Here is a 21,928-nt window from a genome sequence, read left to right as displayed (position 1 = left end):
GATCATCGGTGGATCAGGAGTCGTGGCCGGGTCGGGCCGTCGGCCGGTCCGACCAGCCCCGCGACAGGGTGAGGCGGCCGGATCGGAGCGCGTCGCGCTGTTCGGTCACCCATTGTTCGACCTGGTCCACGGATTCCGCGACGGGCCGGTCCGTGGTGTCGAGCAGGTGGGTGCACCATCGCCGATCGCCGGCGGTCCACCCGGTCCAGCGGTGCCAGGCCATACGGGGCCAGCTGTCGTCGGTGATGACGTCGGGCCGGTATCGGGGATCCTCGGCGTGTTCGCGGTGCCAGGCGGCCCAGCCGAGGAAGGCGTCGACCGCCGGAGCGTCCCACCGGCCGGGGTCGCGCACGGTGAGCCTGCCGCGCCGGAGCTCGTCGGACACGTCGACCAGACACACCGCGATTCCGTCCAGCAACGGGGCCGAGGGACTGGCCAGGACTTCCCCCAGCGGAGACTGCCCGGTCAGCAGGAGGTCGACTCCCCGGTCCTGGTACTCCAGCGCACGACGCACCCACATCTCGGTCATGCGGTTGCGCCAGCGGCGATCGGCGCCATCCGGTACGCCGAGCTCGTCGAAGTCGTGCACGGCGATCCGCTCCAGCCGCTCGCCCGCGGAGTAGGCGAGCGTGGTCTTGCCCGAACAGCTGGAGCCGGTGAGCTTGAGCAGCATCTCACCAGGGTGGCAGGTCAGGGGTGGTGCCCTCAAAAGGTTTCCCGGGGCCTCCGGGCTCCCCCTATCGGCTCGTACCGGGGCTCTCAGAGGAGCAGACCGTTGCGCGGGTGGCGGCTCGTGTCAGTTCCGGACGGCTGAGGACGTCGGTGCTGTCGACGAACTGGTCGACGGTGCCGATCGTGGGCAGGGAACTGATGTCCGGATCGGTGATGCGGGCGGTCAGCGCCGTGGTGAAGCGTTCGGCGTGGAGAACCTGGAACGGCCTGGCGTGGTAGGGCCGCGTGGCGGGGTCGACAGGGTCGGTGAGGCCGAGCTGGTTGTGCGCGGTCGCGACGGCCGTCCAGGCGCGGGCCAAGTGGTGCTCACGGGTGCGCCAGTCGGTGGCGGCGAGGGCCGCGGTGAGGACCGGGGTGAGCGCGGGTGCCTGGGACGTAGAGGCGAAGGCACTGCCGAGCCATTTGCTGTAGGGCGGATAGCGGCGCTCCATGAGCAGGCAGAGCCGCATCAGATCCCGCACCAGGCGGGAGGCGACGACAGCGGAACCGAGTTCGTCGCCCACCTCGCCGCAGCGGCCGACGAAGGCTTCCTCCTGGGAGATGCGCTGCCACTGGCAGGCGAGCAGGTAGAGCCAGAGGTCGTGGGGGTACCAGTCGAGATTGGCGCGGGCCTGGGCCAGCTGGTCGAGGCCGTCATGGAAGACGGCGCCGGCGGTGACCTCGGCGAGGCGCTGAGTGGGGGTGGCCAGCCAGTCCGCCAGGGTGATGTCCTTGCGCGCGTCGAAGCCCAGATGTGCGGTGAACCAGGCACCAGGGTCTGTGACTTCAACTCGGTGGTGGACCGGTCCGTCCGTTGCCCGCATGACCCCGATGCCCGCCTCGTCGGTGGGAGCGAAGTGCGTCGGGTAGTCGCAGAAGGTCTTCGGCAGTCGTTCGGAGAGCAGGGCCGTGATCCTCGCGCCGTGGCACGCGGCGTCGCGTGAGCTCAGGAAGATCTGCAGACGGGGTCCCCACTCGTGGTCGGCGGAGCGGGCGGTGTCGAATCCGAGGACTTCCGAGCCGCTGCCGAGGCGGGCGGCGGAGTGCCCAACCCCGGGAACCGCCTCGTCCAGCAAAGGCCGTACGGCTTCGAGGTAGAAGCGCCGGGAGAGTTCCAGTCCAGGGACGAAGGACGGCATGGTCATGCCGGGGATGGTGCCCGATCGGCGCCCGGTCGGGCGAGGGCTTTTCTGTGACAGGTCACGGTTGACCGTGCGTACCGCCGGTCCGAGGAGGAACTTGCAAGTAGTGCCCGACACGGCGCTACAGGAGCACGCCGCTTCGGGAGGGTTCGACGTCCGGGTGATCGACTGGGCGCAGATGTACGACTGGGGGCGCGAGGTCCATCGTGTTCCGCAGCTCCTCGAGCGGGTGCGGTGGCACGAAGACGCAGAGGCGTGGAAGGAGCCGGCCTGGCGGCTCGTCCTCGAGCACGACCTGGTGTCCCCGGCCGGTTTCGCCGCCCTGCCGCACCTGGTGCGCCTCGCGCCGCGCAGTGCGGAGGCGCGCGGCCTGGCCGGGAAGATCCTGGAGCGCGCGGCCGGACGGCACGGCTGCGACGATCTGCCGGCCGACTGCGCCGATGCTGTCGAGGAGTTCGGTGCGGTGCTGGACCGGCACCTGCGCTCGCGGCCGGTCGGCTACCTCGTGTCCTTCCGTGCCCTGCTCGCGGTCCGGGAGGAGTACCACTGGGCGAACGCCCTGGAGGGCTTCACGGACGACATCAATCGCGTGGACTGTCCCCAGTGCGGCGTGGAAGTGACGATCGCCATCGGTGACTTCGGTTGCTACTCGCAGGTGTGGGACGGAGGCGAGGAGATCCGACGGGACCTGCGGCCGGCGACTGTCGAGGAGCTCACCGGAACCGGCCGGTGGATGCACCGGATCGCCGTCCGTGACGGACAGGAGGTGCTCGCCGACGGCATCGCCCACCTGTTCGGTGAGGCCGAATGCCCGGGCTGTGCAGCCGTCTTCGACGTCGCGGCCGAGTGCACGTCCGCCGACCGTCCGGTCATGCGGTGAGCCGCAGCAGCTCGGCGTCCCCGCTTCGAGGCGGAACCGGACGACCGGACGATGCGCGGGTCCTCCTGCGGTCGTGCCGCGGTCGCACCGCTCGGCCCGAGGGAGGAGAACGGTCCGCCTCGGCGGAGGATGCGGGTGCACGGTGCGCAGGGCCAGCATGTTCGCCATGACGACTCCTGCCGCCGCCCTCCCTGCCCCTGTCCCTGCGCCCGTCCGGGCCCGCAGGGCCGCCCATGCCGTCGCGCTGTGCGTGCTTCCCTCCGGCCTGTGGCGCATCGCCATGGCGTCCGGCGTCTACGTCGGTTACAGCGACCAGGTGTTACGGGAGGTCTTCGACATCCCCGGCTGGGGCATCGCCTACGTCGTCGGGCTGTCCGTCCTGACCGAGCTGGCGGCGCTGTTTCCACTGCTGCTCGTCAGCGACCGGTGGCAGCCGCTGCGGCCGCGGACGCTCGGTGCGCTGGCCCGGACCGCCTCGGGTGTCCTGGTGCTGGTCGCGCTGTGGCAGATCGTGGTCGCCTTCACGGTCGACAGCCGGACGTACATGTCGAGCGACGCGGCCATGGCCGTGTGGGCCTGTGCCTTCGCGCCGCTGTTCGCCGTTCCGGTGCTGATGACGATGGTGACCTGGTCATACACGAAGCGGCACCGCGTGCACGGTACAACCACGTGAGCCGTGCGGCGGCCGGTGCACGGACCCCGGCCACCGCACCCGGGCGCCCGCTACTCGGCGCCGCTGACGCCCGGGGCGACGAACCGCCGGTGGAGCGGGGCGAAGGAGGTCTCGGGGGCGCCGGTGATCCCGGCCTTCTCGACCGCGGGTGCGAGGCGTTCGGCCATGAACGCCTCGAAGGCCTGCGGGGACTCCCAGACGTCCGTCACGTGGAGGCCCTGCCCGTCGAACCAGGCCACGTGGACGTGGCCGCCGGCCGCCGGGACCTGCTCCCAGTCGACCGCGTCCCGCACCACGTTGTACTGCTCCGGCGTGACCCCGGCCCAGCGCATCGACATCACCACAGCCATGTTCGTCCCCTTGCTCGGTAGTGCCCTGTCGGACCGCACCAGCCAACCTCCGACCGGCGCCGCGTGCACGTCCGCGACGGCCGTTGGTGTCCCCCTGCCGGAACGGCCCGCCCATCCTCCCGCCCGCAGTCCCTCGCCGAGCAGAGCGTGCGAGAGCACGCCGGGGCCGGCGAGCACCCCGAACGCCCGGTACACCATCCGATCCCGGCCCGCGGCAGAGGCAGAGCCCGCGACAGCGACAGCGACCGGATAAGTCAGGTGCGGTTGAGGGAGCGGGTGACGCCGGCGAGGGTCGCGGTGGTGAGCAGCCAGCCGGCGGCGATCAGCGTGTAACCGAGCCATTGGTGCAGGTCGGTCCAGTACCAGGCGGTGCGCTGGCCGAAGCCGCCGATGGGTATCAGCAGGTCGATGGTGTAGATCAGCGGGTTGAACGGGGCGCCCTGGCCCGGCTGGACCGCGGTGGGCGTGCCGTGGCTGAAGGCGGCGGTGCCGCCCGCGATCAGGGCGAGCAGCCACAGGGCCGCCTGCCAGGGGCGGTAGCCGTAGCCGACGGTGACGTCGAGGAGGCGGCCCCAGGCCCGGCCGAGCGGGCCGAGGGTGCGCCGGCGGCGGCGCTGCTTGGCGAGCAGGACGCGGCGGGCGTCGTCGTCGTGGCCGATCCTCCGGTACCAGGCGGCGAGCTGCTCGTACGGCTGCGGGGTGTAGCCGGGGCTCCGCTCCAGCCAGGCGAGGCGGTCGGCGAGGCCCGTGGCGCCCTGCAGGGAGGTGTAGGAGAGGCCGTCGAGGCGGGTGTCGGCGCTGCGCGAACGGTCGTTGTCGTGCAGGACGGCGACCTGGGCCGCGCTCAGGTCGAGGGTGCCTTCGGGGGTGGCGGCCGGGGTGAGGTGGAGGTCCCCGGCGGTGAGGCGGGTCGCGTCGAGGGCGGTGGCTCCGTCGCCGTGCAGCATCGCACCGTCCAGCGAGAGACGGCTGCGGACGGTGGCACCGGGCAGCCGGATCGTCCCCCGGGCGGTGAACCCCTCGGTGAGGATCATGGTGGAGGCGGTGAGGTCGTCGCCGCTGATCGCGTCCCCGCGCGGGTTGTCGAGCTGTGCGCGCTCCATGAAGAGCCCGCCGCCGAAGTTCGCACCGACCAGCCGCAGGCCGCCGCGGCTGCGGAACCCCTTGCGGGCGAAACAGCCGCCCTCCATCACCAGCCCGCCGGCCCACAGCGCCCAGGCCGGTTCGGTGCCGGGCTGGTCGCCGAACAGTTCGGTTGCGGTCAACCGGGCGCCACTGAAGCGGAGTTCGCCGGTGATGTGGGCGCGGGTGAGGGTCACCCGGCCGTCGATCACGGAGTCCTCGAAGAACAGGTTGCCGTCCACGCGCAGCAGCCAGCCGTCCACTCCTGCCATCCGGCAGCCCAGGAAGGAGGTGGACCGCATGGTCGCCCCGCGCAGCAGCACCCGCTCCTCGAAGGTGCAGTCCCGCAGCTGGACGGGCAGTTCGACGGTCGCGCCGGTGAGGTCCAGCTGCCCGGTGACGACCGCCCCGGTGAGCCGCAGCCCGCCGACCCTGCCACGCGCGGCACCCGGCCCGCCGCCCAGCAGCAGCTCCGCCACCACCCCGGCCCGGACGGTGCGGTCGGCGGCCCCGCTCAGGTCGAGCTCCTCACCCCGCGGGAACGCCTCGCACAACCGCTGCTCCGCCTCACCGAGTTCCTCGTACACCGGCACCGCCACTCCCCCACCCGATTGACACCGGGTCAGGAGCGTAGTGGACGGCGTACGGATGACCGCCGCCCGGGCCCGGGCGGTGGCGGCTACCCGCCGAGCAACCGCTCGCGGAGTGCCTCGGCCTTGCCGAGCATCTGCCCCACCAGGTGGGGCACGTCCTCCTCCACCTCACGGAGCAGCGCGATCTCCTCGGCCACCGCATCCAGTGCGGCCGCCGATTCCACGCCGGTGCCGGCCTGGACCCGGGCTTCCGCGAAGGAGTGGAGCACCTCCACGAGCTCGAGTACGTGAGCACGCCGATCGGTCTCGAGGAGTTCGCGGGCGAGGGCCACGGCCTCCGCGGTGAGCGGGAGGCTCTCCTCGGTGCGGCCGGCCTCCGCCAGCCGCAGGCCCTGTTGGGCCATGGCCCGGCCGAGGCCGGTGCGCACCGCCTCGGGGTCGCTCACGGCGTGGCGAAGGGCGATCTCCAGGGCCTCGGTGGTGGCGGCGAGTGCCTGTTCCGGATCGCCCGGCTCCAGGGCCAGACAGGTGCCCAGCACGCCGAGGCAGGTGGCGAGGAGGGTGTCGTACCCCGCCTCCCCGGCCTCCGTGCGGGAGCGGCACAGGGCCGCCGCGCGTTCGAGGTGGGGCAAAGCCTCTTCACGCCGTTCCAGGTCGGTCAGCACCGATCCGGCCGCGAGCCGGGCCAGGACGATTCCGAACGTCCGGGTCGAAACGTTCTCGGCAACACGCTCGGCCTTGAGCACCGACTCCGTGACGACCGCGACCGCCTCGTCCTCTCGGCCCAGCATCAGCAGGAGAGATCCGCGGCTCCGCTGCGCCAGCTCGACGGCCGGGCCGTGGATCGCGAGGTCGTCATCGGTCAGCCGGGCCTGATGGCCGAGCGCCCGGTCGATGGCGGCCAGCGCCTCGACGGCGTGCAGACGCATCATCAGGAGGTCGGCGAGGCCGGCCGACTCCGCTATGACGTCCACCCTTTCAGATGCCCCGCCGCGTTCGGCGGTCCTCAGCCGAACATCGACGGCCTCTCGGGCCGCGATCTCGGCCTCGTCGTATCGCGCCAGCTTGGGCAGGAGGTTCCTCAACCGGCCCAGCGCGACGGCCAGGTCGGGCTCGTACCGTTCGGGCTCGTGCGACGCCAGGTCCCGGAGGAGTGCTGCGGCTTCCGTCATGGCTTCGGTCGCCTCGGTGCGCCTGCCGTTGAGGAATGCGAAGAGGCTGAGCATGCGCAGCTGGTCGAGCAGCTCGGAGGGCCCCTGGGACGACCGTGCCCCGGCGTGCCTTCGCGCCAGCCGCACGAGCTTCCGCACCGGCTTCAGGGTTTCGTCGACCCGCTCGAGCGACCGCAGACACATGACGCGGCCGGTCAGCAGCTCCGCAGTCACCGGGTAGAGCGTGTCGCCGGCCCCTGCGTAGCAGGCGAGGGCCGTGTCGATGAGCTCCAGCGCTTCGACCGTCCGGTCCGCTGCCACGAGGTGGAACCGGAGGTTGCGCAGCGCGCGGGCGAAGTCCGCGGCAACCGGACGCGGCTCCGTCTCGGTGAGGCCGTGATAGACGGCCACGGCTTGGAAGGACCGCTCGACGGCCGCCTCCAGCTGTCCGTCGGCGCACAGGCACCCCGCCACGGTGGCGAGGCTCATCGCCCGGTCCGCCGTGAACACACCGGGAAGTGCCAGTTCGAGGTCCGTGTAGATCTTGACGGCCTCCTGCGCCGCCTCCACTGCCCCACGGGTGTCCTCGGCGTCCCATCGCTGATTGGCCAGGGTGTTGAGGGACATGGCCAGCTCGTGCCGGTATCCGTCCTGCCGCTCGCACACGACCTCGTAGAGGGCGACCGAACGCTCGGCGGTCTCCAGAGCCTCCTCCACGAGGCCCGCACGGCCGAGGTTGATCGACAGCGAGTTGAGTGCCAGGGCGAGCGAAGGCCCGTACGCCTCGGGACGTTCCAGATGCAACCGTTCGCGGATGTCGACGGACCGCCGGCTCAGTTGCAGCCCCTTGGCGCGGTCCCCCACATCGCCGTAGCAGCTGGACAGCGTGTTCAGGGCCATGGCCAGGTCGGCACGGTGGGCATCGGGGTACTGCTCGGCGAGCGGCTCGCACACGGCCACCGCCTCGGCGGCCGCCATGAGGGCGTCCTGGTAGTGCCCCACATCGGTACAGCGGATGGAGAGGTTGTTGAGCCACAACACGAGATTCCCCGCCGCGCCGGGTGTACCGTCCTGGGCGAGCACGCGCTGGAACGCCACCGACTCCGCCATGGTCTCCAGGGCCTCGCTGTTCTGCCCGAGCTGGCTCTGTGCCGACGAGAGGCTGCTCAGTGCGGTGACCAACTGGCGGAGGGCGTCGCCGGGGACGGGCTCACCGGAAGCCGCGACGCGGTAGTGGGCGACCGCTTGTCGGGCCGGCTCGAGGGCCTCGCGGCGCTTGCCGAGCAGACCCAAGCACACCGCCCGGTTGTTCAGAGCGGCTGCCAGGTGGATCCGCACGGCCTCGGGACGGGTCCTCAGGAGCGGTTCGAGGAGTTCGACGGCCCGCTCCGCGGCGGTCAGGGCTTCCGCGGACCGGCCCATGTCGGTGAGCTTGCCCGCAAGACGCCGGTACTCGACGCCCAGCGCGATCGTGTCCTCGATGCTGCCGGTCCCGGCGGCCCTGCGGAGTTCGATCGTCCTTTCCGTCAGCCGGAGCGCCCAGGGCGCCAGGACGTGCGAGCTGCGCGGCAGGTGATCGGTGAAGTCGGCGAGGACCGACATCGAAGTTTCCGCGGCCTCCGTACGCTTCCACAGCGCGTCGATCAGTGGCTGCGGCCGCTCCACCTGGGTCGCAACGTCCATGGTGACCCGCCCGAGTCGCTCCGCGTGGCGGGTGCACACCTCGGTGATCAGGTCGTCGAGCGTGCCGAGCAGCGGCGGGTGGGCTGCGGCACGGGCCAGCAGGGTGAGCACCCGGGCGCACTGGGCATCGGTGACGTCCCCTGCGACACCTTTCGGCGAGAGCAGCTTGTGCAGCAGTCTGCGGTTGGTCAGGACGTGGGTCCCGACGAAGCGCTCCGCCAACCGGTCGGGTTGCAGGATCTCCCAGGGCCGTTCGGTCGGTGACGGGTAGACGGACTCGATCCACGCCCGCACGACGGCCGCCTCGTGGTCCTCCAGGCCGGCGAGCATCGGTGCCCGGCGCAGGAGGTCCTCCCGCTCCTCCTCGTCCAACGCGGTTCCGCCCAGCAGCACAACCGTTGCCAGGGCCTCGCCCAGAACGGGGGGACGTCCGATTCCCCGGGCCAGCGGGAAGCGCTCGGCGACCTGCGTCCAGTACATCTGCTCGTGTTCCAGGATGCGGGCCTCGGCGTCCCTGTCGTCCGCGGCTGGACCGTCCGCGGGACGGCGCGACCCGCCGGGGCCGGCGTCGAGAAGGTCGGCGAGTGCGGTCATGTGCAGGGTCAGCACGTTGCCCGACGCCAGGGTCCCGGGCGGCGGCTCGGGCAGGCTCGCCGCGCGGGCGCGCCAAGTCGCCTGCGCCGAGGTGTCGTCGGGATCTGCCAGCCTCTCGGCGAACGCGCTCGCCGCCCGGCGGTAGACCGAGGCACGCGATTCCTCGTCGGGGGCGAGTTCGGGCAGCCCGTCCACCGGTGCCCGGCGCAGTGCTGCGCCGTACCGCGCGCCCTTGGCGATGTCCCACCACTCGCCGGCCGTACGCGCGAGCAGGAGCACCTTGAGCGGGACACCCCCGCGGTGCAACTCGCCGGCCGTAAGGAGCCCCTCGAGCTGATCCTGCCGAGCCTCCGCGTAGTCGAGCACCACCAGCATCGGCTTCGCGGTGTCCCGCACACCCTGCAGCTCGGTGCCCGGGGCCGTAGCGGCCGGCCACAGGGCCCTCCACTGCTTGTCGTGCCGTACCAGCTCCTCCGCCAGGCGGGCAGCCAGACGTGTCTTGCCCTGACCCCCGGGCCCGTACAGCAGTCGGACACCGAAGCCCGGCGCCTCGCACCACTGCCCGAGCCGGTCGAGGATGTCCTCACGACCGTGGAAGCCCACCACCTGTCGGCCTGCCTCCAGCAGGCTGCCCGGCGGCACCGGGCCGATCGAGGGGCCGGGGGTGTCGCGGCGGCGCAGCTCGTCGAACTCGGCGTCGCCCATGGTCAACGAGTCGGCGCCGTAGTCCTTCAGCGCGTTCCGGAAGGAGTCGTCGGCGTGCAGGACGTAGGACGGAACCACGTCCAGCATGCCGTGGCCGAAGTGCCGGACCTGGGCCTTCACCACGCCGATCAGCAGCCCGCCGGAAACCACGGCCGCACCGGACAGACCGGCCCACGGCAGCTTGCCGGGCGACCACCGGGTGATCGAGTGGTCGGACAGGGCGAAGAGGTGCCGGTTCCCGACGAAGCCGCTGCCGGGGTTGATCGTCCCGGACAGCTGCACGGCCTCCAGGGGCGGCAGCTCCTCCGACTCGTCCGCGGGCGTCTGGACGACCTCGGGGATCCCCCAGGTCTCGCACGCCTGGCCGACCCTCGTGGTGGTCATCCTTCCCCATGGCTCCGCCGTGCCCGCCACCGGCAGCCAGTCCGGGGCGTCGACGTGTACGAGCGCGGCGTCGTCGCGTCCTTCCGGGGTGCCACGCCAGACCACGGAGGCCCGGTAGTACGCCGTTCGCCCGGGCCGGATGACGTGGAGCCCGGTTCCCACCGGTCCGACGCCGTGCGCGGACGCGAGCACCAGGCGCGGCCCGATGACGTACCCGCTGCTGGTGCTGCCCTCGCAGTTGAGGGCGACCAGCCTGTTGCGATCCACGACTCCCCCTCGCGTGCTCGACCTGCGCCGACGGTCCGGGTCAGTCCTCGATGCGGTCGGCCACGTTCTCCCGGGCGACAGGGCGGCCGTTGGTGTTGCTGACGACCAGCGAGGAGTTGTCGCCGGTCCGCGGGGTCAGTGTGAACGCCACCCGGTGCGTACGGCCGCGTGACACACCCGCCTCGGTCTCGGCGGAGACGACCCAGGCCTTGAACTTGGCACCTCCCTTGGCCTCGGCGCGGAGCTCGATCTCGAACTCCATCTCGATCGGGCCGACTTCGAAGGAGAGCGGCTGCCCCTCTCCACGGGAGGCCGCCTCCATCAGCTCCTTGCGCACGGCGTCCACGGCATCGGCCAGACCGATCTCCATACCCCACCCCCCACGACAGCCGGGCGCACCCCGCACCCGTTCGACTGGCCGTCAGGCTAGCGGCCGGACGCCCCGGGCAGGTGTCACTTGGCGGAGTTCACCATGCCTGTGCTGCGCCGTCAGCCCTCGGCCGCGATCTCCTCGACGGCCGGGCGGGCGCGGTCGGCGTCGGCGGGGACGAGGCCGATGCGGGTGCGGCGGTGCAGGACGTCCTCGGCGTCGAGGGCGCCCTCGTGGGTGAGGGCGTACGCGATTTCGGCACGGGTGACGTCGATGCCTTCGGCGACGGTCTCCAGGGGGCGGTGGACGGCGGCTGCCGCGACCTCGGCGGAGAGGCCGCCGTGACGGGCGACGAGGGTGGCGGGGAGGCCGTCGGTGGGGCGGCTGTCGCTGCGGCCGGGGGCGCCGACCAGCGGCAGGCGCTTCGTCAGGCACGGGCCGGCGGAGAGCCCGCGGGTGCGGACGGCGCGGTCGACGGCGTCCTCGGCCATCTGCCGGTAGGTGGTCAGTTTGCCGCCGACGACGGTGATCACGCCGTTGGCGGACTCGAGGACGGCGTGCTGCCGCGACAGGTCGGCGGTGGCACCGCCGCCGGTGTCGATCAGCGGGCGCAGGCCCGCGAAGGCGCCGCGGACGTCCTCGCGGGTGAGGGCGGTCTGCAGGGCGGTGTTGACGGTGTCGAGCAGGAAGCCGATCTCGGCCTCGGTGGGCTGCGGCTCGTCCGGGATCGGGCCGGGGGCGTCCTCGTCGGTGAGGCCGAGGGCGATCCGGCCGAGCTGCTGCGGGAGGGCGAAGACGAAGCGGCTGGTGGAGCCGGGGACGGGTACGGTGAGGGCGGCGCTCGGGTGGCCGAGGGCGGCGGCGTCCAGGACGAGGTGGGTGCCGCGGCTGGGCCGCAGCCGGATGCCGGGGTCGACCTCGCCGGCCCAGACGCCTGCGGCGTTGACCACGGCCCGGGCGGTGAGGGCGATGGACTCACCGGTGAGGGTGTCGGTGAGCCAGGCCGACACGCCGGTGACCTGCTCGGCGCGGACGCGGGTGAGGACGGTGGCGCCGTGGTGGGCGGCGGTGCGCGCGACGGCGACCACCAGCCGGGCGTCGTCGACGAGTTGGCCGTCGTGGGCGACGAGTGCTCCGGCCAGGCCGGCGGTGTGGACGGCCGGGACGAGCCGGGCGGTCTCGGCGGCGCCGATGCGGCGGACCCGGGGCAGCAGCTCGGCGGGGGTGCGGGCGACGGCGCGCAGCGCGTCGCCGGCCAGGAAGCCGGCCCGGACGAGGGCGGCCTGCCCCCGGCCGACGGACGGCAGCAGCGGGACGAGCTGGGGCAGCGCGCGGACCAGGTGCGGGGCGGTGCGGGTCATCAGGATGCCGCGTTCGACGGCGCTCTCCCGGGCGACGCCGATCCGGCCGGAGGCGAGGTAGCGCAGGCCGCCGTGGACGAGCTTGGAGCTCCAGCGGCTGGTGCCGAAGGCGAGGTCGCGGGACTCGACGAGGACGGTGCGCAGGCCGCGGGAGGCCGCGTCGAGGGCGATGCCGGCGCCGGTGATGCCGCCGCCGATCACGAGCAGGTCGACGGCGGGTGCATCGCCGAGGGCGGCGAGTTCGGCCGCCCGCCGGCGGGCGTTCAGCGCACTCGTACCGGCGAACCCTGAAGCGGCGGAAGGAGTCACGGTGCGAGGTATCCGTTCAGTGCGCGGGCCAGTTCGCGGCGCCAGGCCTGCTCGGGCAGCAGCTGCGCGACCATGCGGTGCGACTGGACGGTGGACTGGGCGATGAGCAGCACCATGGCGGCCAGTTCGGTGGGTTCGCCGGCCCGGATGGAGCCGTGCCGCTGCCCCTGGACGACGGCGGCACCGATGGCGTCGAGCAGGCCGCGCTGGCTGGTGCCGAGCCGTTCGACGACGTACTCGACGATGGTGTCCGAGTGCAGCAGGGCGCCGACCACCGGGTGGTCGCGCAGCCGTACGGCGACCTCGACGACGGCCTCGACGAAGGCCTCGCGGTCCTCGCCGATGAGCGGGACCTGCTCCTGGGTGCGGCGGATCTCGCGGGTCAGCAGGGCGCCGATGATCGCACGGACGTCCGGCCAGCGCCGGTAGACGGTCGGCCGGCTGACACCGGCGCGGCGTGCGATCTCGCTCAGCTGGGTGCGCTGGACGCCGAGATGGACGATCAGGTGGGCGGCGGCGTCCAGGATCGCGTCATCGGTGCTGGTCGCAGGCGCCACGGTGTCCGCCGGGCCGCTCTCGTTACTGCTTGACATAATGCGTAATACTGTAACGCATGGCATCTGAGACGCAAGCAGGTCAGGTCGGCGGCGCCGTCCTGCCGCTCCCCCCGATGAAGTGGGACGCCTGGGGCGACCCGGCCCTCGCCAAGCCGCTGTCCGAGGACATCAAGGGCCTGCTGACCGCCTTCCTCGGCGTGTCGGCCGAGGCGGCCGCCGCCCCGCTCGCGGCCGAGGACGTGGTGCTCCGCCCGTCCGCGCTGTCCCCGGAGGACCTGGCCGCGCTCGCCGCCGCGGTCGGCGCCGAGCACGTCAGCGCGGCCGACGCCGACCGCCTGCCCCGGGCCGGCGGCAAGTCCACCCCGGACCTGCTGCGCCGCCGCAGCCGCGAGCCGCAGGACGCGCCGGACGCCGTGCTGCTGCCGGGCAACGAGGAGGAGATCGCCGCCGTCCTCGCCGTCTGTGCCGAGCGCCGGATCGCCGTGGTGCCCTTCGGCGGCGGCACCAGCGTGGTCGGCGGGCTCGACCCGCTCCGCGGCTCCTTCGCCTCGGTCGTCTCCCTCGACCTGCGCCGCCTGGACGCCCTGCACTCCCTGGACGAGGTCTCCGGCGAGGCCGTCCTCGGGGCCGGCCTCACCGGCCCGCGCGCCGAGGAACTGCTCGCCGAACACGGCTGGGAGCTCGGCCACTTCCCGCAGAGCTTCCGCTTCGCCACCATCGGCGGCTTCGCCGCCACCCGCTCCTCCGGCCAGGACTCGGCCGGCCACGGCCGGTTCGACGACATGGTCCGCGGCCTGCGCGTCGTCACCCCCGCCGGGGTGCTCGACCTGGGCCGTGCCCCCGCCTCCGCGGCCGGCCCCGACCTGCGCGAGCTGTTCCTCGGCTCCGAGGGCGCCTTCGGCGTCATCACCCGGGTCCGGCTGCGCATCCACCCGCTGCCCGCCGCCAAGGTCCACGAGGCCTGGAGCTTCCCGGACTTCGCCACCGGCGCCGCCGCTCTGCGCGCCGTCGAGCAGCAGGGCACCGGGCCCACCGTGCTCCGGCTCTCGGACGAGTCCGAGACCGCCGTCAACCTCGCGATGACCGAGCAGATCGGCGGCGAGCAGGTCACCGGCGGCTGCCTGGCCGTCACCGTCTTCGAGGGGACGAAGGAGCAGGCCGAGGCCCGCCACGAGCGCACCCGTGCGGTGCTGCTCGCCGCCGGCGGCACCTCCCTCGGCGCCGGGCCCGCCGTCGCCTGGGAGCACGGTCGCTTCTCCGCGCCGTACCTGCGCGACGCGCTGCTGGACGCCGGGGCGCTGTGCGAGACCCTGGAGACCGCCACCGACTGGGCCGGCCTGGAGCGCCTGAAGACCGCCGTCACCGCAGCCCTGCAGGGCGAACTCGGCAGCGGCAGCCTGGTGCTCTGCCACATCTCGCACGTCTACCCCACCGGCGCCTCGCTGTACTTCACCGTGCTCGCCGCCCAGCAGGGCGACCCGATCACCCAGTGGGACGCGGCCAAGCGCGCCGCCTGCGAGGCCATCATGGCCAACGGCGGCACCATCACCCACCACCACGCCGTCGGCGCCGACCACCGCCCGTGGATGGACCGGGAGATCGGCGACCTCGGGGTGAAGATCCTCCGTGCCGTCAAGGACGCCGTCGACCCGGTCGGCATCCTCAACCCCGGCAAGCTGATCCCGTGACCGCCCCCGCGACCGGCCGCCCGCCGCGCAGCGTCATGGTGCTCACCAACCCCGCGGCGGGCGGCGGCCACGCCGAGAAGGCCGCCCGCCGGGCCACCGCACGGCTGCGGGAGCGCGGGATCGAGGTGCTGAACACCGCGGGCGCCGACCCCGAGGACGCGATCCGCCTCGCCCGCGAGGCGGTCGGCCGCGGGGTGGACGCCCTGGTGACCGCCGGCGGCGACGGCATGATCAGCCTCGCCCTGCAGGCCCTGGCCGGCACCGGCACGCCGCTCGGCATCGTCCCTGCGGGCACCGGCAACGACCACGCCCGCGCGTACGGGCTGCCGCTCGGCGACCCGGAGGCCGCCGCGGACGTCATCGCCGACGGCCACTGCACCACCGTCGACCTGGGGCGGGCCACCACCGCCGACGGCACCGAGCGCTGGTTCGGCTCGGTGCTCGCCACCGGCTTCGACTCGCTGGTCAGCGACCGCACCAACCGGCTGACGTGGCCGCGCGGCCGGATGCGCTACAACCTGGCCATCCTGGTCGAGTTCGCGAACCTGAGGCCACTGCCGTTCCGGCTGGTGCTGGCGGACGGCACGGTGATCGAGCGCGACCTCGTGCTCGCCGCCGTCGGCAACACCAGCAGCTACGGCGGCGGGATGCGGATGTGCCCGCAGGCCGATCCCTCGGACGGGCTCTTCGACCTGACGGTCGTCCGGGCGATGCCGCGCCTGAAGGTGGCCCGCTTCTTCCCGACCGTCTTCAAGGGCACCCACGTGCAGCACGAGGAGGTGGAGATCCACCGCACCCCCTCCCTGCGCATCGAGTCCCCCGGCATCACCGCCTACGCCGACGGCGAGTACATCGGCCCGCTGCCGGTCGAGGTCGCGGTGGTGCCGGGAGCGCTGCGCCTGCTGGTGCCGGCAGGCGCCCGGGGTGCGGACACCGTGTGACCGCACCCGGCCCCGCGCCGACAGCCCGCCCGGCGGGTTGTCGGTGCGGCGGGGCAGACTGGGGGGCATGACGCCCGAAACCCTCAAGGCAGCCTGCCTGGCACTGAACGGAGCGGAGGAGACCTTCCCGTTCAACGCCGAGACCTCGGTGTTCAAGGTCGGCGGGAAGATGTTCGCGCTCAGCGCGTTGGAGGGGTCGCCGCTGTCGGTGAGCCTGAAGTGCGACCCCGAGCTGGCGGTCCGGCTGCGGGCCGAGTACCCGGCCGTCACCGGCGGCTGGCACCTCAACAAGCGCCACTGGAACAGCGTGCTGCTGGACGGCTCGGTGCCCGAACGGCTGGTGCTGGACATGATCGAGGACTCGTACGACCTGGTGGTCTCCTCGCTGCCGCGCGCCGAACAACTGCGGTTGGACTGGCCGGGCGTGCGTGCCCGGACCGACCGGGCGCAGTGACCACGAGCGGGGCACCGGCCGTCGGGCGCAGGCTTCAGGAGGACATCGCAGCCCGCTCGGCCTCACTGCGGAGAACACAGAACTCGTTGCCCTCGGGGTCCGCGAGGACGGCCCAGCCTGCGCCGTCGGGTCCCCGGCGATCGGTGACGAGGGTGGCGCCGAGGCCCAGCAGCCGCTCGACCTCCTCCTCCCGCGATGTCCTCGGGCGCAGGCACAGGTGGATCCTGTTCTTGCCCGTCTTCGGTTCCGGCACCTGGTTGAAGTGCAGCAACGGCCCCTCCGGCAGCAGCACCTCGGTCTCCGGGTCACCCGGTTCGACCTCCGGATGCAGCGGACAACCGAGCACCTCGCTCCAGAACCGGGCCAGCCCGTAGGCATCCGCACAGTCGATCGCCACGTTCTGCACCACTGAGACCATGCACACGAGCCTGCCCGGGCAACGCCCGGTCCGCCACCGAATTGCGCCGGGACTCCGGCAGCACTTCCACCACGGGCCCTACGGCCAGAACTTGTGGCCCTTCACGCGGACCGAGGCGCCGCCGTCGCCCGTGACCCGGCGCAGCTTGTTGAGGCCGGTGTAGGCGCGGCCGACCCTGAAGGTGGTCAGGCCAGCGATGAACGAGACCGCCGTCAGGGCGAAGAGGCTTCCCACCGTGGCGACGACCGAGTCCGCCTGGTCCTCGTCGACGGTCTGCCCGCCGTAGTGCACCAGCATCGGCACCCGGAGCAGCAGCAGGGCGAGGAGCACCGTGCCGCCCCCGGCTCGGTACGCGGTACTCCATGGTCGAGCACCCGCGGTCCTGCCGTGCGGGAAACCGGCAAATTCCTCGAACAACTATCCGGCGCGGTAAGGCAGTTCGACCTCGGCCCAGACGACCTTGCCCTCCTTGGTGGGGCGGGTGCCCCAGCGGTGGGCGAGTTCGCTGACCAGGTGCATGCCGCGGCCGCCCTCGTCCTCCTCGGCGGAGGAGCGCAGCCGCGGCGCCTGCGAGCCCGCGTCGGACACCTCGACGGTGAGCGTCCGGTCGTCGCGGTAGAGCCGCAGCCGGCGCGGTGCGTCGGCGTGCAGCAGGGCGTTGGTGACCAGTTCACTGACCATCAGCTCGGCGAATTCCGAGTGGCCGGCCAGGCCCCAGGCCTGCAGGGTGGCGCGGGTGAAGCGGCGGGCCTGGGCCGGCAGCGGGCCCTCGCCGGGCAGGTCGAGGGTGGCGATGCGCTCGCCGGGGACGGGCAGGGCGCGGGCGAGGATCATCGCGATGTCGTCGTCGGTGCCCTCCGCGACCAGGGCGGAGAGGACGGCGTCCGCGCTCTCCTCCAGGGTGCGGGGGCGGCCGGAGAGGGTCCGGGCGAGCAGGGTGATGCCCTCGTCGAGGTCCTGGCCGCGGCGCTCGATCAGCCCGTCGGTGTAGAGGGCGATCGTGGCGCCGACCGGCAGGGTGAACTCCACGCTCTCGAAGGAGACGCCGCCGATGCCGAGCGGCACGCCCGGCGGCAGCTCGACCGCGCTGGACGAGCCGTCGGGGGCGACCCGGACCGGCGGCAGGTGGCCTGCCGAGGCGACCGTGCAGGTGCGGTCGACGGGGTCGTAGACCAGGCAGATGCAGGTCGCGAACTGGCCCTCGCCGATGGCGTTGGCGGTCTCGTCGAGCCGGGTCAGCACCTGCTCGGGCGGCAGGTCCAGGGTGGCCAGGGTGCGGGCGACGGTGCGCAGCTGCCCCATGGTGGCGGCGGCCCGGATGCCGTGGCCCATCACGTCGCCGACGACCAGGGCGACCCGCCCGCAGGAGAGCGGCACCACGTCGAACCAGTCGCCGCCGACCTCGGAGACCAGGCTGCTGGGCAGGTAGCGGTGGGCGATCTCCAGGCCGAGGGTGCGGTGGATCTCCTGCGGCAGCAGGCTGCGCTGCAGGGTGAGGGCGGTCTCCCGCTCGCGCCGGTAGAGGCGGGCGTTGTCGATGGCGAGGGCGGCCCGGGCGACGAGCTCCTCGGCGAGTGCGACGTCGGCGGCGGTGAACGACTCGGGGTTGCGGGTGCGGACGAACTCGGCGCCGCCCAGCACCATGCCGCGGGCCAGCACCGGCACCATCAGGTAGGAGTGGACGCCGGCGGCGACGCTCGGGCCGACCCGGTCGGAGCTGGGCACCAGGCCGCGCAGCACGTCCTCGTCGACGTGCGAGCGCAGCAGCGGGCGGCCGCTGCGCAGGCACTGGGTGTAGACCCGCTGGGCGTCGTACTCGGTGGTCGCGCCGACCGCGTCGGCGGCCCGGGTGAGGCCGGCCTCGTAGGCCTCGCCGACGGCGACGGCACGGACCAGGATCGGCTTGTCGGGCTGGATGGGGGCGGGTTCCTCGCCGCGCAGCACCGGTTCCAGCAGGTCGACGGTGGCGAAGTCGGCGAACCGCGGGATGACCGCCTCGATCAGTTCCTCGGCGGTGCGCTGCAGGTCGAGGGTGGTGCCGATGCGGGCGGTGGCCTCGGCGAGCAGGGCGAGCCGCTCCTGGGCGCGGGCGGCGCGGGCCTCGGCCTGGAAGCGCTCGGTGACGTCGATCAGGGAGGAGCTGACGCCGAGCACCCGGCCGGTGGAGTCCTCCAGCCGGAAGTAGGAGGCGGACCAGGCGCGGTCGCGGCGCGGCTCGCCGGGGGTACGGCCGTGCGAGCGGGCGTCGACGATCGGCCGGCCGGTGGTGAGCACCTGGCGCATCACGGCCTCGATCTCGGCGCTGTTGAGGCCGGGCAGCACGTTGGAGACCCGGCGGCCGATGTGTTCGTCCACCGGCACGCCGTTGATCTTGGCGAGGGCCTGGTTGAGCCGGACGTAGCGCAGGTCGGAGTCGTAGACCGCCATGCCGATCGGGGACTGGTTGAAGATGCCGTCGAGGACGGCGAGGTCGGCCTCGACCTGGCGCAGCGCGCGGACGTCGGAGCCGGTGACCAGCAGCAGCCGCTGGTCGCCGGGCCCGGCGATCGGGTAGGTGTGGAACTCGATCTCGATGTCGGTGCCGTCGCGGTGCCGGATGGGGTGGGTGCCGGACCAGCCGGAGCCCGCCATGATCTGCTTGAACAGTTCGTCGGCCTGGTGCCGCCGGCCCTCGGGGACGAGCAGCTCGGCCGCGAAGGAGCCGACGGCGCGTTCGGCGGGGTAGCCGGAGAGCGCCTCGGCCTCCTCGCTCCAGTGCAGGATGCGGCCGTCCTCCTGGAGGAGGGCCGTGGCGAGCGGCACCAGGCGGTGGCCGGCCAGGCGCGCCGAAGCGGCGCCCGCCTCACCGCGGCCGGCGCCGTCGGTGGCGGTCCAGTCGAATCCGTGCATCTTCAGGAATTCACCTGCCCGGTACCTTCCCGGTGGGAGGTCGGCCAATCCGGTCCCCACCAGACTGCACAAAGCCCGGCCGGTCGGCGACTGCGGGTCGCCGGCCGGCCGGGCGCGGTCTGTTCGTGTCCAGCAGCGGTCTGTTCGTGTCCAGCAGCGGTCCGTTCGTGTTCAGCACGCCGCTCTCCCCCCGGCCGGTCCGCCGTCGGCCGCTCTCCCGTCGTCCAGCGCGGCCTCCAGCAGGCCCGCCCACTGGCGGACGATCCCGGCCCGCCGGGCGCCGTCGTCGGTGAGCAGGTTGGCCAGGCCGAGGCCGCGGGCCATGTCCATGGTCGCCTGCACGGTCTCCCGCACCCCGGGGCGGGACTCGTCGGCGCCGAGGAACTCCACGGCGGCCCGGTGCGACTCCCGTCCGACGTGGTTCTCCAGGGCGACGATCCGCTCGCGCAGCGCGGCCTCGGTGGCGGCGGCCACCCACAGGTGCAGCGCGGCCCTGAACAGCGGGCCGGTGTACAGGCGGACGATCATGGAGACCACGGCCTCGGTGCGGCCCGGGCCGACCGGCGGCAGCTGCTCGGCGCTGGCGCGCACCTGGGCGAGCCGCTCGTCGGCGACGTGCTCGACGGCCGCCGTGAAGAGGTCCTCGCGGGTCGGGAAGTGGTGCTGGGCCGCGCCCCGCGTCACTCCGGCCCGCTCGGCGACCACGGCGACCGTCGAGCCCTGCCAGCCGACCTCGGCCAGGCACTCCACGGCGGCCTCCAGCAGGCGGCGGCGGGTGGCGCGGCTTCGGTCCTGCTGCGGGGTGCGCAGGGCGGCGGCGTGGGCGGTCATGGCCTGGCTTTCCGGTGGCGGTCGACGGCGGGTGGGCCGATCCTCTCAGATCGCCCCCGCCGCGGTGGAGGACGGGCGGGCCCGCAGCTCCCGGCGGAGGATCTTTCCGCTGGCGGACTTGGGCACCGCGTCGAGGAACTCCACCGCCCGCACCTTCTTGTACGGGGCGACCTGCGCCGCCACGTACTCCTGCACCTGGGCGCCGGTCAGGTCGCTTCCGGGGGTGCGCACCACGAAGGCCTTGGGCCGCTCGGTGCCGTCCTCGTCGGTGACGCCGACGACCGCCGCGTCGGCGATCTCCGGGTGGGTGAGCAGCAGGGCCTCCAGTTCGGCGGGGGCGACCTGGTAGCCCTTGTACTTGATCAGCTCCTTCACCCGGTCGACGACGAAGAGGTAGCCGTCCTCGTCGACGTAGCCGACGTCGCCGGTGTGCAGCCAGCCGTCGGCGTCCAGCATCGCGTCGGTCTCGGACTGCCGGCCGAAGTATCCCTTCATCACCTGGGGGCCGCGGAAGAGCAGCTCGCCGCTCTGCCCGGCGGGCAGGTCGCTGTCCGGGTCCTCGAGGGAGACGATCCGCAGTTCGGTGGAGGCGACCATCTTGCCGACCGTGCCGGGCGGCGGCGCCGGGTCGTCCAGCGGGACGACGTGGGTCACCGGGGAGAGTTCGGTCATGCCGTAGCCCTGGTGCACCCGCGGCAGGCCCAGGCGGCGGGCGGCCGCGTCGGCGAGCTCGGCGTCGAGCGGCGCGGCGGCGCTCAGCACGTACTTCACCGAGGAGAGGTCGTAGCGGTCGACCAGCGGGTGCTTGGCGAGGGCGAGGACGATCGGCGGGGCCGCGAAGACGCCCTCGATCCGCTGCTCCTGAATGGTCCGCAGGAACTGCTCCAGGTCGAAGCGGGGCAGCACCACCACGGTGGAGCCGCAGCGCAGCGGGTGGTTGAGCAGCGCGGTCAGTCCGTAGATGTGGAAGAACGGCAGCACGGCGATGATCCGCTCGCCGGCGGCGGTCGCGTGCACCGAGTCGGTCTGCGCCAGGTTGGAGGCGATCGAGCGGTGGGTGAGCATGACGCCCTTGGGCAGGCCGGTGGTGCCGCTGGAGTAGGGCAGCACGGCGAGGTCGCCGGCGTCGATCCGGGGGGCCGGCTCGGGGGCGTCGGTGGTGGCGAGGTCGGTGAGGGAGCGGTGGCTGGGGGCCTGGTCGCAGACGAAGATCTCGGCGATCGGGTGCCCGTCGGCGGCGAGGGCGGCGGCGGCCTCGGTGGCGACCGACAGGAAGACGGAGACGGTGATGATCCAGCGGGCGCCGCTGTCGCGGAGCTGCCCGGCGAGTTCGCCCGCGGTGGCCAGCGAGCTGACCGTGGTGACGGTGGCGCCGGTGCGGGTGGCGGCGTAGAAGGCCACCGGGTACGCGATGGTGTTGGGACTGTACAGCGCGACCACATCGCCCTGGCGCACGCCCGCCTCGGCCAGGCCGGCGGCGGTGCGGCGGCTGGCGAAGTCGAGTTCGGCGTAGCTGAGGGAGCGCCCGGTGACGCCGTCGACCAGGGCGGGCAGGTCGGCGCGGCCGTTCAGGTCACCGAGGACGGCGTCGTGGATGGGCAGGTCGACGGGCTCGATGTCGGGGTGGGCGCTGCGGAACACCATGCATACCTCCGGCGGGGTGGTGGGGAGCTCGCGGTGCTGCGGAGTTGCCGGATCACAGCCTGCCCCCTTTCCGCCCCGCAGCCCAGAGGGCGTACAGCAATCCTTGTGCAGGCGGGTACCTCAGGGGGACGTGGGGGGCACCTCCCGGCCGTGGGGGGGGGGGGGGGCCCCCCCCGCCCCCGGGTGGTTTGGGGCGGGCCGGGAGCGGCAA

18 protein-coding genes are annotated in these 21,928 nt (G+C 73.2%); 5 read left to right on the top strand and 13 right to left on the bottom strand.

From position 1 onward, the window contains the following. Positions 1-13: 13 nt before the first annotated feature. Positions 14-673, bottom strand: coding sequence for a hypothetical protein (locus AB0M03_RS21985; RefSeq protein WP_363493362.1), 660 nt, complete (start codon positions 671-673; stop codon positions 14-16). A 64-nt stretch (positions 674-737) separates the two neighbouring features. Further along, positions 738-1,856 (bottom strand): DUF4037 domain-containing protein, encoded by a 1,119-nt coding sequence (locus AB0M03_RS21980; RefSeq protein ID WP_363493360.1) that lies wholly within the window; start codon positions 1,854-1,856, stop codon positions 738-740. On the opposite strand from AB0M03_RS21980, the gene AB0M03_RS21975 reads away from it, so the two are divergent. Together AB0M03_RS21975 and AB0M03_RS21970 are read left to right on the top strand one after the other, a co-directional pair. Beyond that, positions 1,855-2,733: a hypothetical protein gene (locus AB0M03_RS21975; protein ID WP_363493358.1), complete on the top strand. Its 879-nt coding sequence runs from the start codon at positions 1,855-1,857 to the stop codon at positions 2,731-2,733. The two genes, AB0M03_RS21980 and AB0M03_RS21975, sit on opposite strands and share 2 nt — an antisense overlap. A gap of 157 nt (positions 2,734-2,890) precedes the next feature. Next, the gene (locus AB0M03_RS21970; protein ID WP_363493500.1) at positions 2,891-3,406 is read left to right on the top strand and encodes a hypothetical protein; all 516 of its coding nucleotides are present in this window, start codon (positions 2,891-2,893) and stop codon (positions 3,404-3,406) included. A gap of 50 nt (positions 3,407-3,456) precedes the next feature. Here the strand turns inward: AB0M03_RS21970 and AB0M03_RS21965 are convergent, their stop codons facing one another. From AB0M03_RS21965 to AB0M03_RS21940, 6 genes are all read right to left on the bottom strand, one after another. Beyond that, complete coding sequence (locus AB0M03_RS21965; RefSeq protein ID WP_363493356.1) at positions 3,457-3,756, bottom strand: hypothetical protein; 300 nt, start codon at positions 3,754-3,756, stop codon at positions 3,457-3,459. A gap of 254 nt (positions 3,757-4,010) precedes the next feature. Next, complete coding sequence (locus AB0M03_RS21960) at positions 4,011-5,471, bottom strand: oxidoreductase (protein WP_363493354.1); 1,461 nt, start codon at positions 5,469-5,471, stop codon at positions 4,011-4,013. A gap of 86 nt (positions 5,472-5,557) precedes the next feature. Next, positions 5,558-10,255 (bottom strand): tetratricopeptide repeat protein, encoded by a 4,698-nt coding sequence (locus tag AB0M03_RS21955; RefSeq protein WP_363493352.1) that lies wholly within the window; start codon positions 10,253-10,255, stop codon positions 5,558-5,560. Between the two features lie 40 nt (positions 10,256-10,295). Next, positions 10,296-10,625 (bottom strand): trypco2 family protein, encoded by a 330-nt coding sequence (locus AB0M03_RS21950; RefSeq protein ID WP_363493350.1) that lies wholly within the window; start codon positions 10,623-10,625, stop codon positions 10,296-10,298. Positions 10,626-10,744: 119 nt separating this feature from the next. Continuing rightward, positions 10,745-12,295 carry a glycerol-3-phosphate dehydrogenase/oxidase gene (locus AB0M03_RS21945; RefSeq protein WP_363493348.1) on the bottom strand — a complete coding sequence of 517 codons (1,551 nt, stop codon included), beginning with the start codon at positions 12,293-12,295 and terminating at the stop codon, positions 10,745-10,747. Continuing rightward, positions 12,292-12,888, bottom strand: a complete 597-nt coding sequence (locus tag AB0M03_RS21940; protein ID WP_363493346.1) for a TetR/AcrR family transcriptional regulator — start codon at positions 12,886-12,888, stop codon at positions 12,292-12,294. Before AB0M03_RS21940 ends, AB0M03_RS21945 begins: the two co-directional genes overlap by 4 nt. 20 nt (positions 12,889-12,908) lie before the next feature. Between AB0M03_RS21940 and AB0M03_RS21935 the strand changes: the two genes are divergently transcribed. From AB0M03_RS21935 to AB0M03_RS21925, 3 genes are all read left to right on the top strand, one after another. Then, the gene (locus tag AB0M03_RS21935; RefSeq protein ID WP_363493344.1) at positions 12,909-14,540 is read left to right on the top strand and encodes an FAD-binding oxidoreductase; all 1,632 of its coding nucleotides are present in this window, start codon (positions 12,909-12,911) and stop codon (positions 14,538-14,540) included. 35 nt (positions 14,541-14,575) lie between these two features. Beyond that, on the top strand, positions 14,576-15,481 hold the full coding sequence (locus AB0M03_RS21930; RefSeq protein WP_363493498.1) for a diacylglycerol kinase: 906 nt from the start codon (positions 14,576-14,578) through the stop codon (positions 15,479-15,481). A gap of 67 nt (positions 15,482-15,548) precedes the next feature. Beyond that, positions 15,549-15,935, top strand: a complete 387-nt coding sequence (locus AB0M03_RS21925) for an MmcQ/YjbR family DNA-binding protein (RefSeq protein WP_363493342.1) — start codon at positions 15,549-15,551, stop codon at positions 15,933-15,935. 34 nt (positions 15,936-15,969) lie between these two features. On the opposite strand, the gene AB0M03_RS21920 is transcribed toward AB0M03_RS21925, so the two are convergent. From AB0M03_RS21920 to AB0M03_RS21900, 5 genes are all read right to left on the bottom strand, one after another. Further along, positions 15,970-16,353, bottom strand: a complete 384-nt coding sequence (locus tag AB0M03_RS21920; protein WP_363493340.1) for a VOC family protein — start codon at positions 16,351-16,353, stop codon at positions 15,970-15,972. Between the two features lie 78 nt (positions 16,354-16,431). After that, positions 16,432-16,683, bottom strand: a complete 252-nt coding sequence (locus AB0M03_RS21915) for a hypothetical protein (protein WP_363493338.1) — start codon at positions 16,681-16,683, stop codon at positions 16,432-16,434. An 87-nt stretch (positions 16,684-16,770) separates the two neighbouring features. Then, positions 16,771-19,242: a SpoIIE family protein phosphatase gene (locus AB0M03_RS21910; RefSeq protein ID WP_363493336.1), complete on the bottom strand. Its 2,472-nt coding sequence runs from the start codon at positions 19,240-19,242 to the stop codon at positions 16,771-16,773. A gap of 171 nt (positions 19,243-19,413) precedes the next feature. Next, positions 19,414-20,073 carry a TetR/AcrR family transcriptional regulator gene (locus AB0M03_RS21905; protein WP_363493334.1) on the bottom strand — a complete coding sequence of 220 codons (660 nt, stop codon included), beginning with the start codon at positions 20,071-20,073 and terminating at the stop codon, positions 19,414-19,416. Positions 20,074-20,118: 45 nt separating this feature from the next. After that, positions 20,119-21,717, bottom strand: coding sequence for a 4-coumarate--CoA ligase family protein (locus AB0M03_RS21900; RefSeq protein ID WP_363493332.1), 1,599 nt, complete (start codon positions 21,715-21,717; stop codon positions 20,119-20,121). Positions 21,718-21,928: the final 211 nt, after the last annotated feature.

The organism is Kitasatospora sp. NPDC051914 (assembly GCF_040680995.1).
In the GTDB taxonomy this organism is placed as follows: Bacteria; Actinomycetota; Actinomycetes; order Streptomycetales; family Streptomycetaceae; genus Kitasatospora.
The sequence above is the reverse complement of the archived record's forward strand: the minus strand, read 5'-3'. Positions and strand labels throughout refer to the sequence as shown.

What these genes read in the sequence shown, in the direction of transcription:
- AB0M03_RS21985 (WP_363493362.1), bottom strand. Translation starts at nt 673, where the DNA reads ATGCTGCTCAAGCTCACCGGCTCCAGCTGTTCGGGCAAGACCACGCTC.
- AB0M03_RS21975 (WP_363493358.1), top strand. Translation starts at nt 1,855, where the DNA reads ATGCCGGGGATGGTGCCCGATCGGCGCCCGGTCGGGCGAGGGCTTTTC.
- AB0M03_RS21980 (WP_363493360.1), bottom strand. Translation starts at nt 1,856, where the DNA reads ATGACCATGCCGTCCTTCGTCCCTGGACTGGAACTCTCCCGGCGCTTC.
- AB0M03_RS21970 (WP_363493500.1), top strand. Translation starts at nt 2,891, where the DNA reads ATGTTCGCCATGACGACTCCTGCCGCCGCCCTCCCTGCCCCTGTCCCT.
- AB0M03_RS21965 (WP_363493356.1), bottom strand. Translation starts at nt 3,756, where the DNA reads ATGGCTGTGGTGATGTCGATGCGCTGGGCCGGGGTCACGCCGGAGCAG.
- AB0M03_RS21950 (WP_363493350.1), bottom strand. Translation starts at nt 10,625, where the DNA reads ATGGAGATCGGTCTGGCCGATGCCGTGGACGCCGTGCGCAAGGAGCTG.
- AB0M03_RS21940 (WP_363493346.1), bottom strand. Translation starts at nt 12,888, where the DNA reads ATGTCAAGCAGTAACGAGAGCGGCCCGGCGGACACCGTGGCGCCTGCG.
- AB0M03_RS21935 (WP_363493344.1), top strand. Translation starts at nt 12,909, where the DNA reads ATGGCATCTGAGACGCAAGCAGGTCAGGTCGGCGGCGCCGTCCTGCCG.
- AB0M03_RS21930 (WP_363493498.1), top strand. Translation starts at nt 14,576, where the DNA reads ATGGTGCTCACCAACCCCGCGGCGGGCGGCGGCCACGCCGAGAAGGCC.
- AB0M03_RS21925 (WP_363493342.1), top strand. Translation starts at nt 15,549, where the DNA reads ATGACGCCCGAAACCCTCAAGGCAGCCTGCCTGGCACTGAACGGAGCG.
- AB0M03_RS21920 (WP_363493340.1), bottom strand. Translation starts at nt 16,353, where the DNA reads ATGGTCTCAGTGGTGCAGAACGTGGCGATCGACTGTGCGGATGCCTAC.
- AB0M03_RS21910 (WP_363493336.1), bottom strand. Translation starts at nt 19,242, where the DNA reads ATGCACGGATTCGACTGGACCGCCACCGACGGCGCCGGCCGCGGTGAG.
- AB0M03_RS21905 (WP_363493334.1), bottom strand. Translation starts at nt 20,073, where the DNA reads ATGACCGCCCACGCCGCCGCCCTGCGCACCCCGCAGCAGGACCGAAGC.
- AB0M03_RS21900 (WP_363493332.1), bottom strand. Translation starts at nt 21,717, where the DNA reads ATGGTGTTCCGCAGCGCCCACCCCGACATCGAGCCCGTCGACCTGCCC.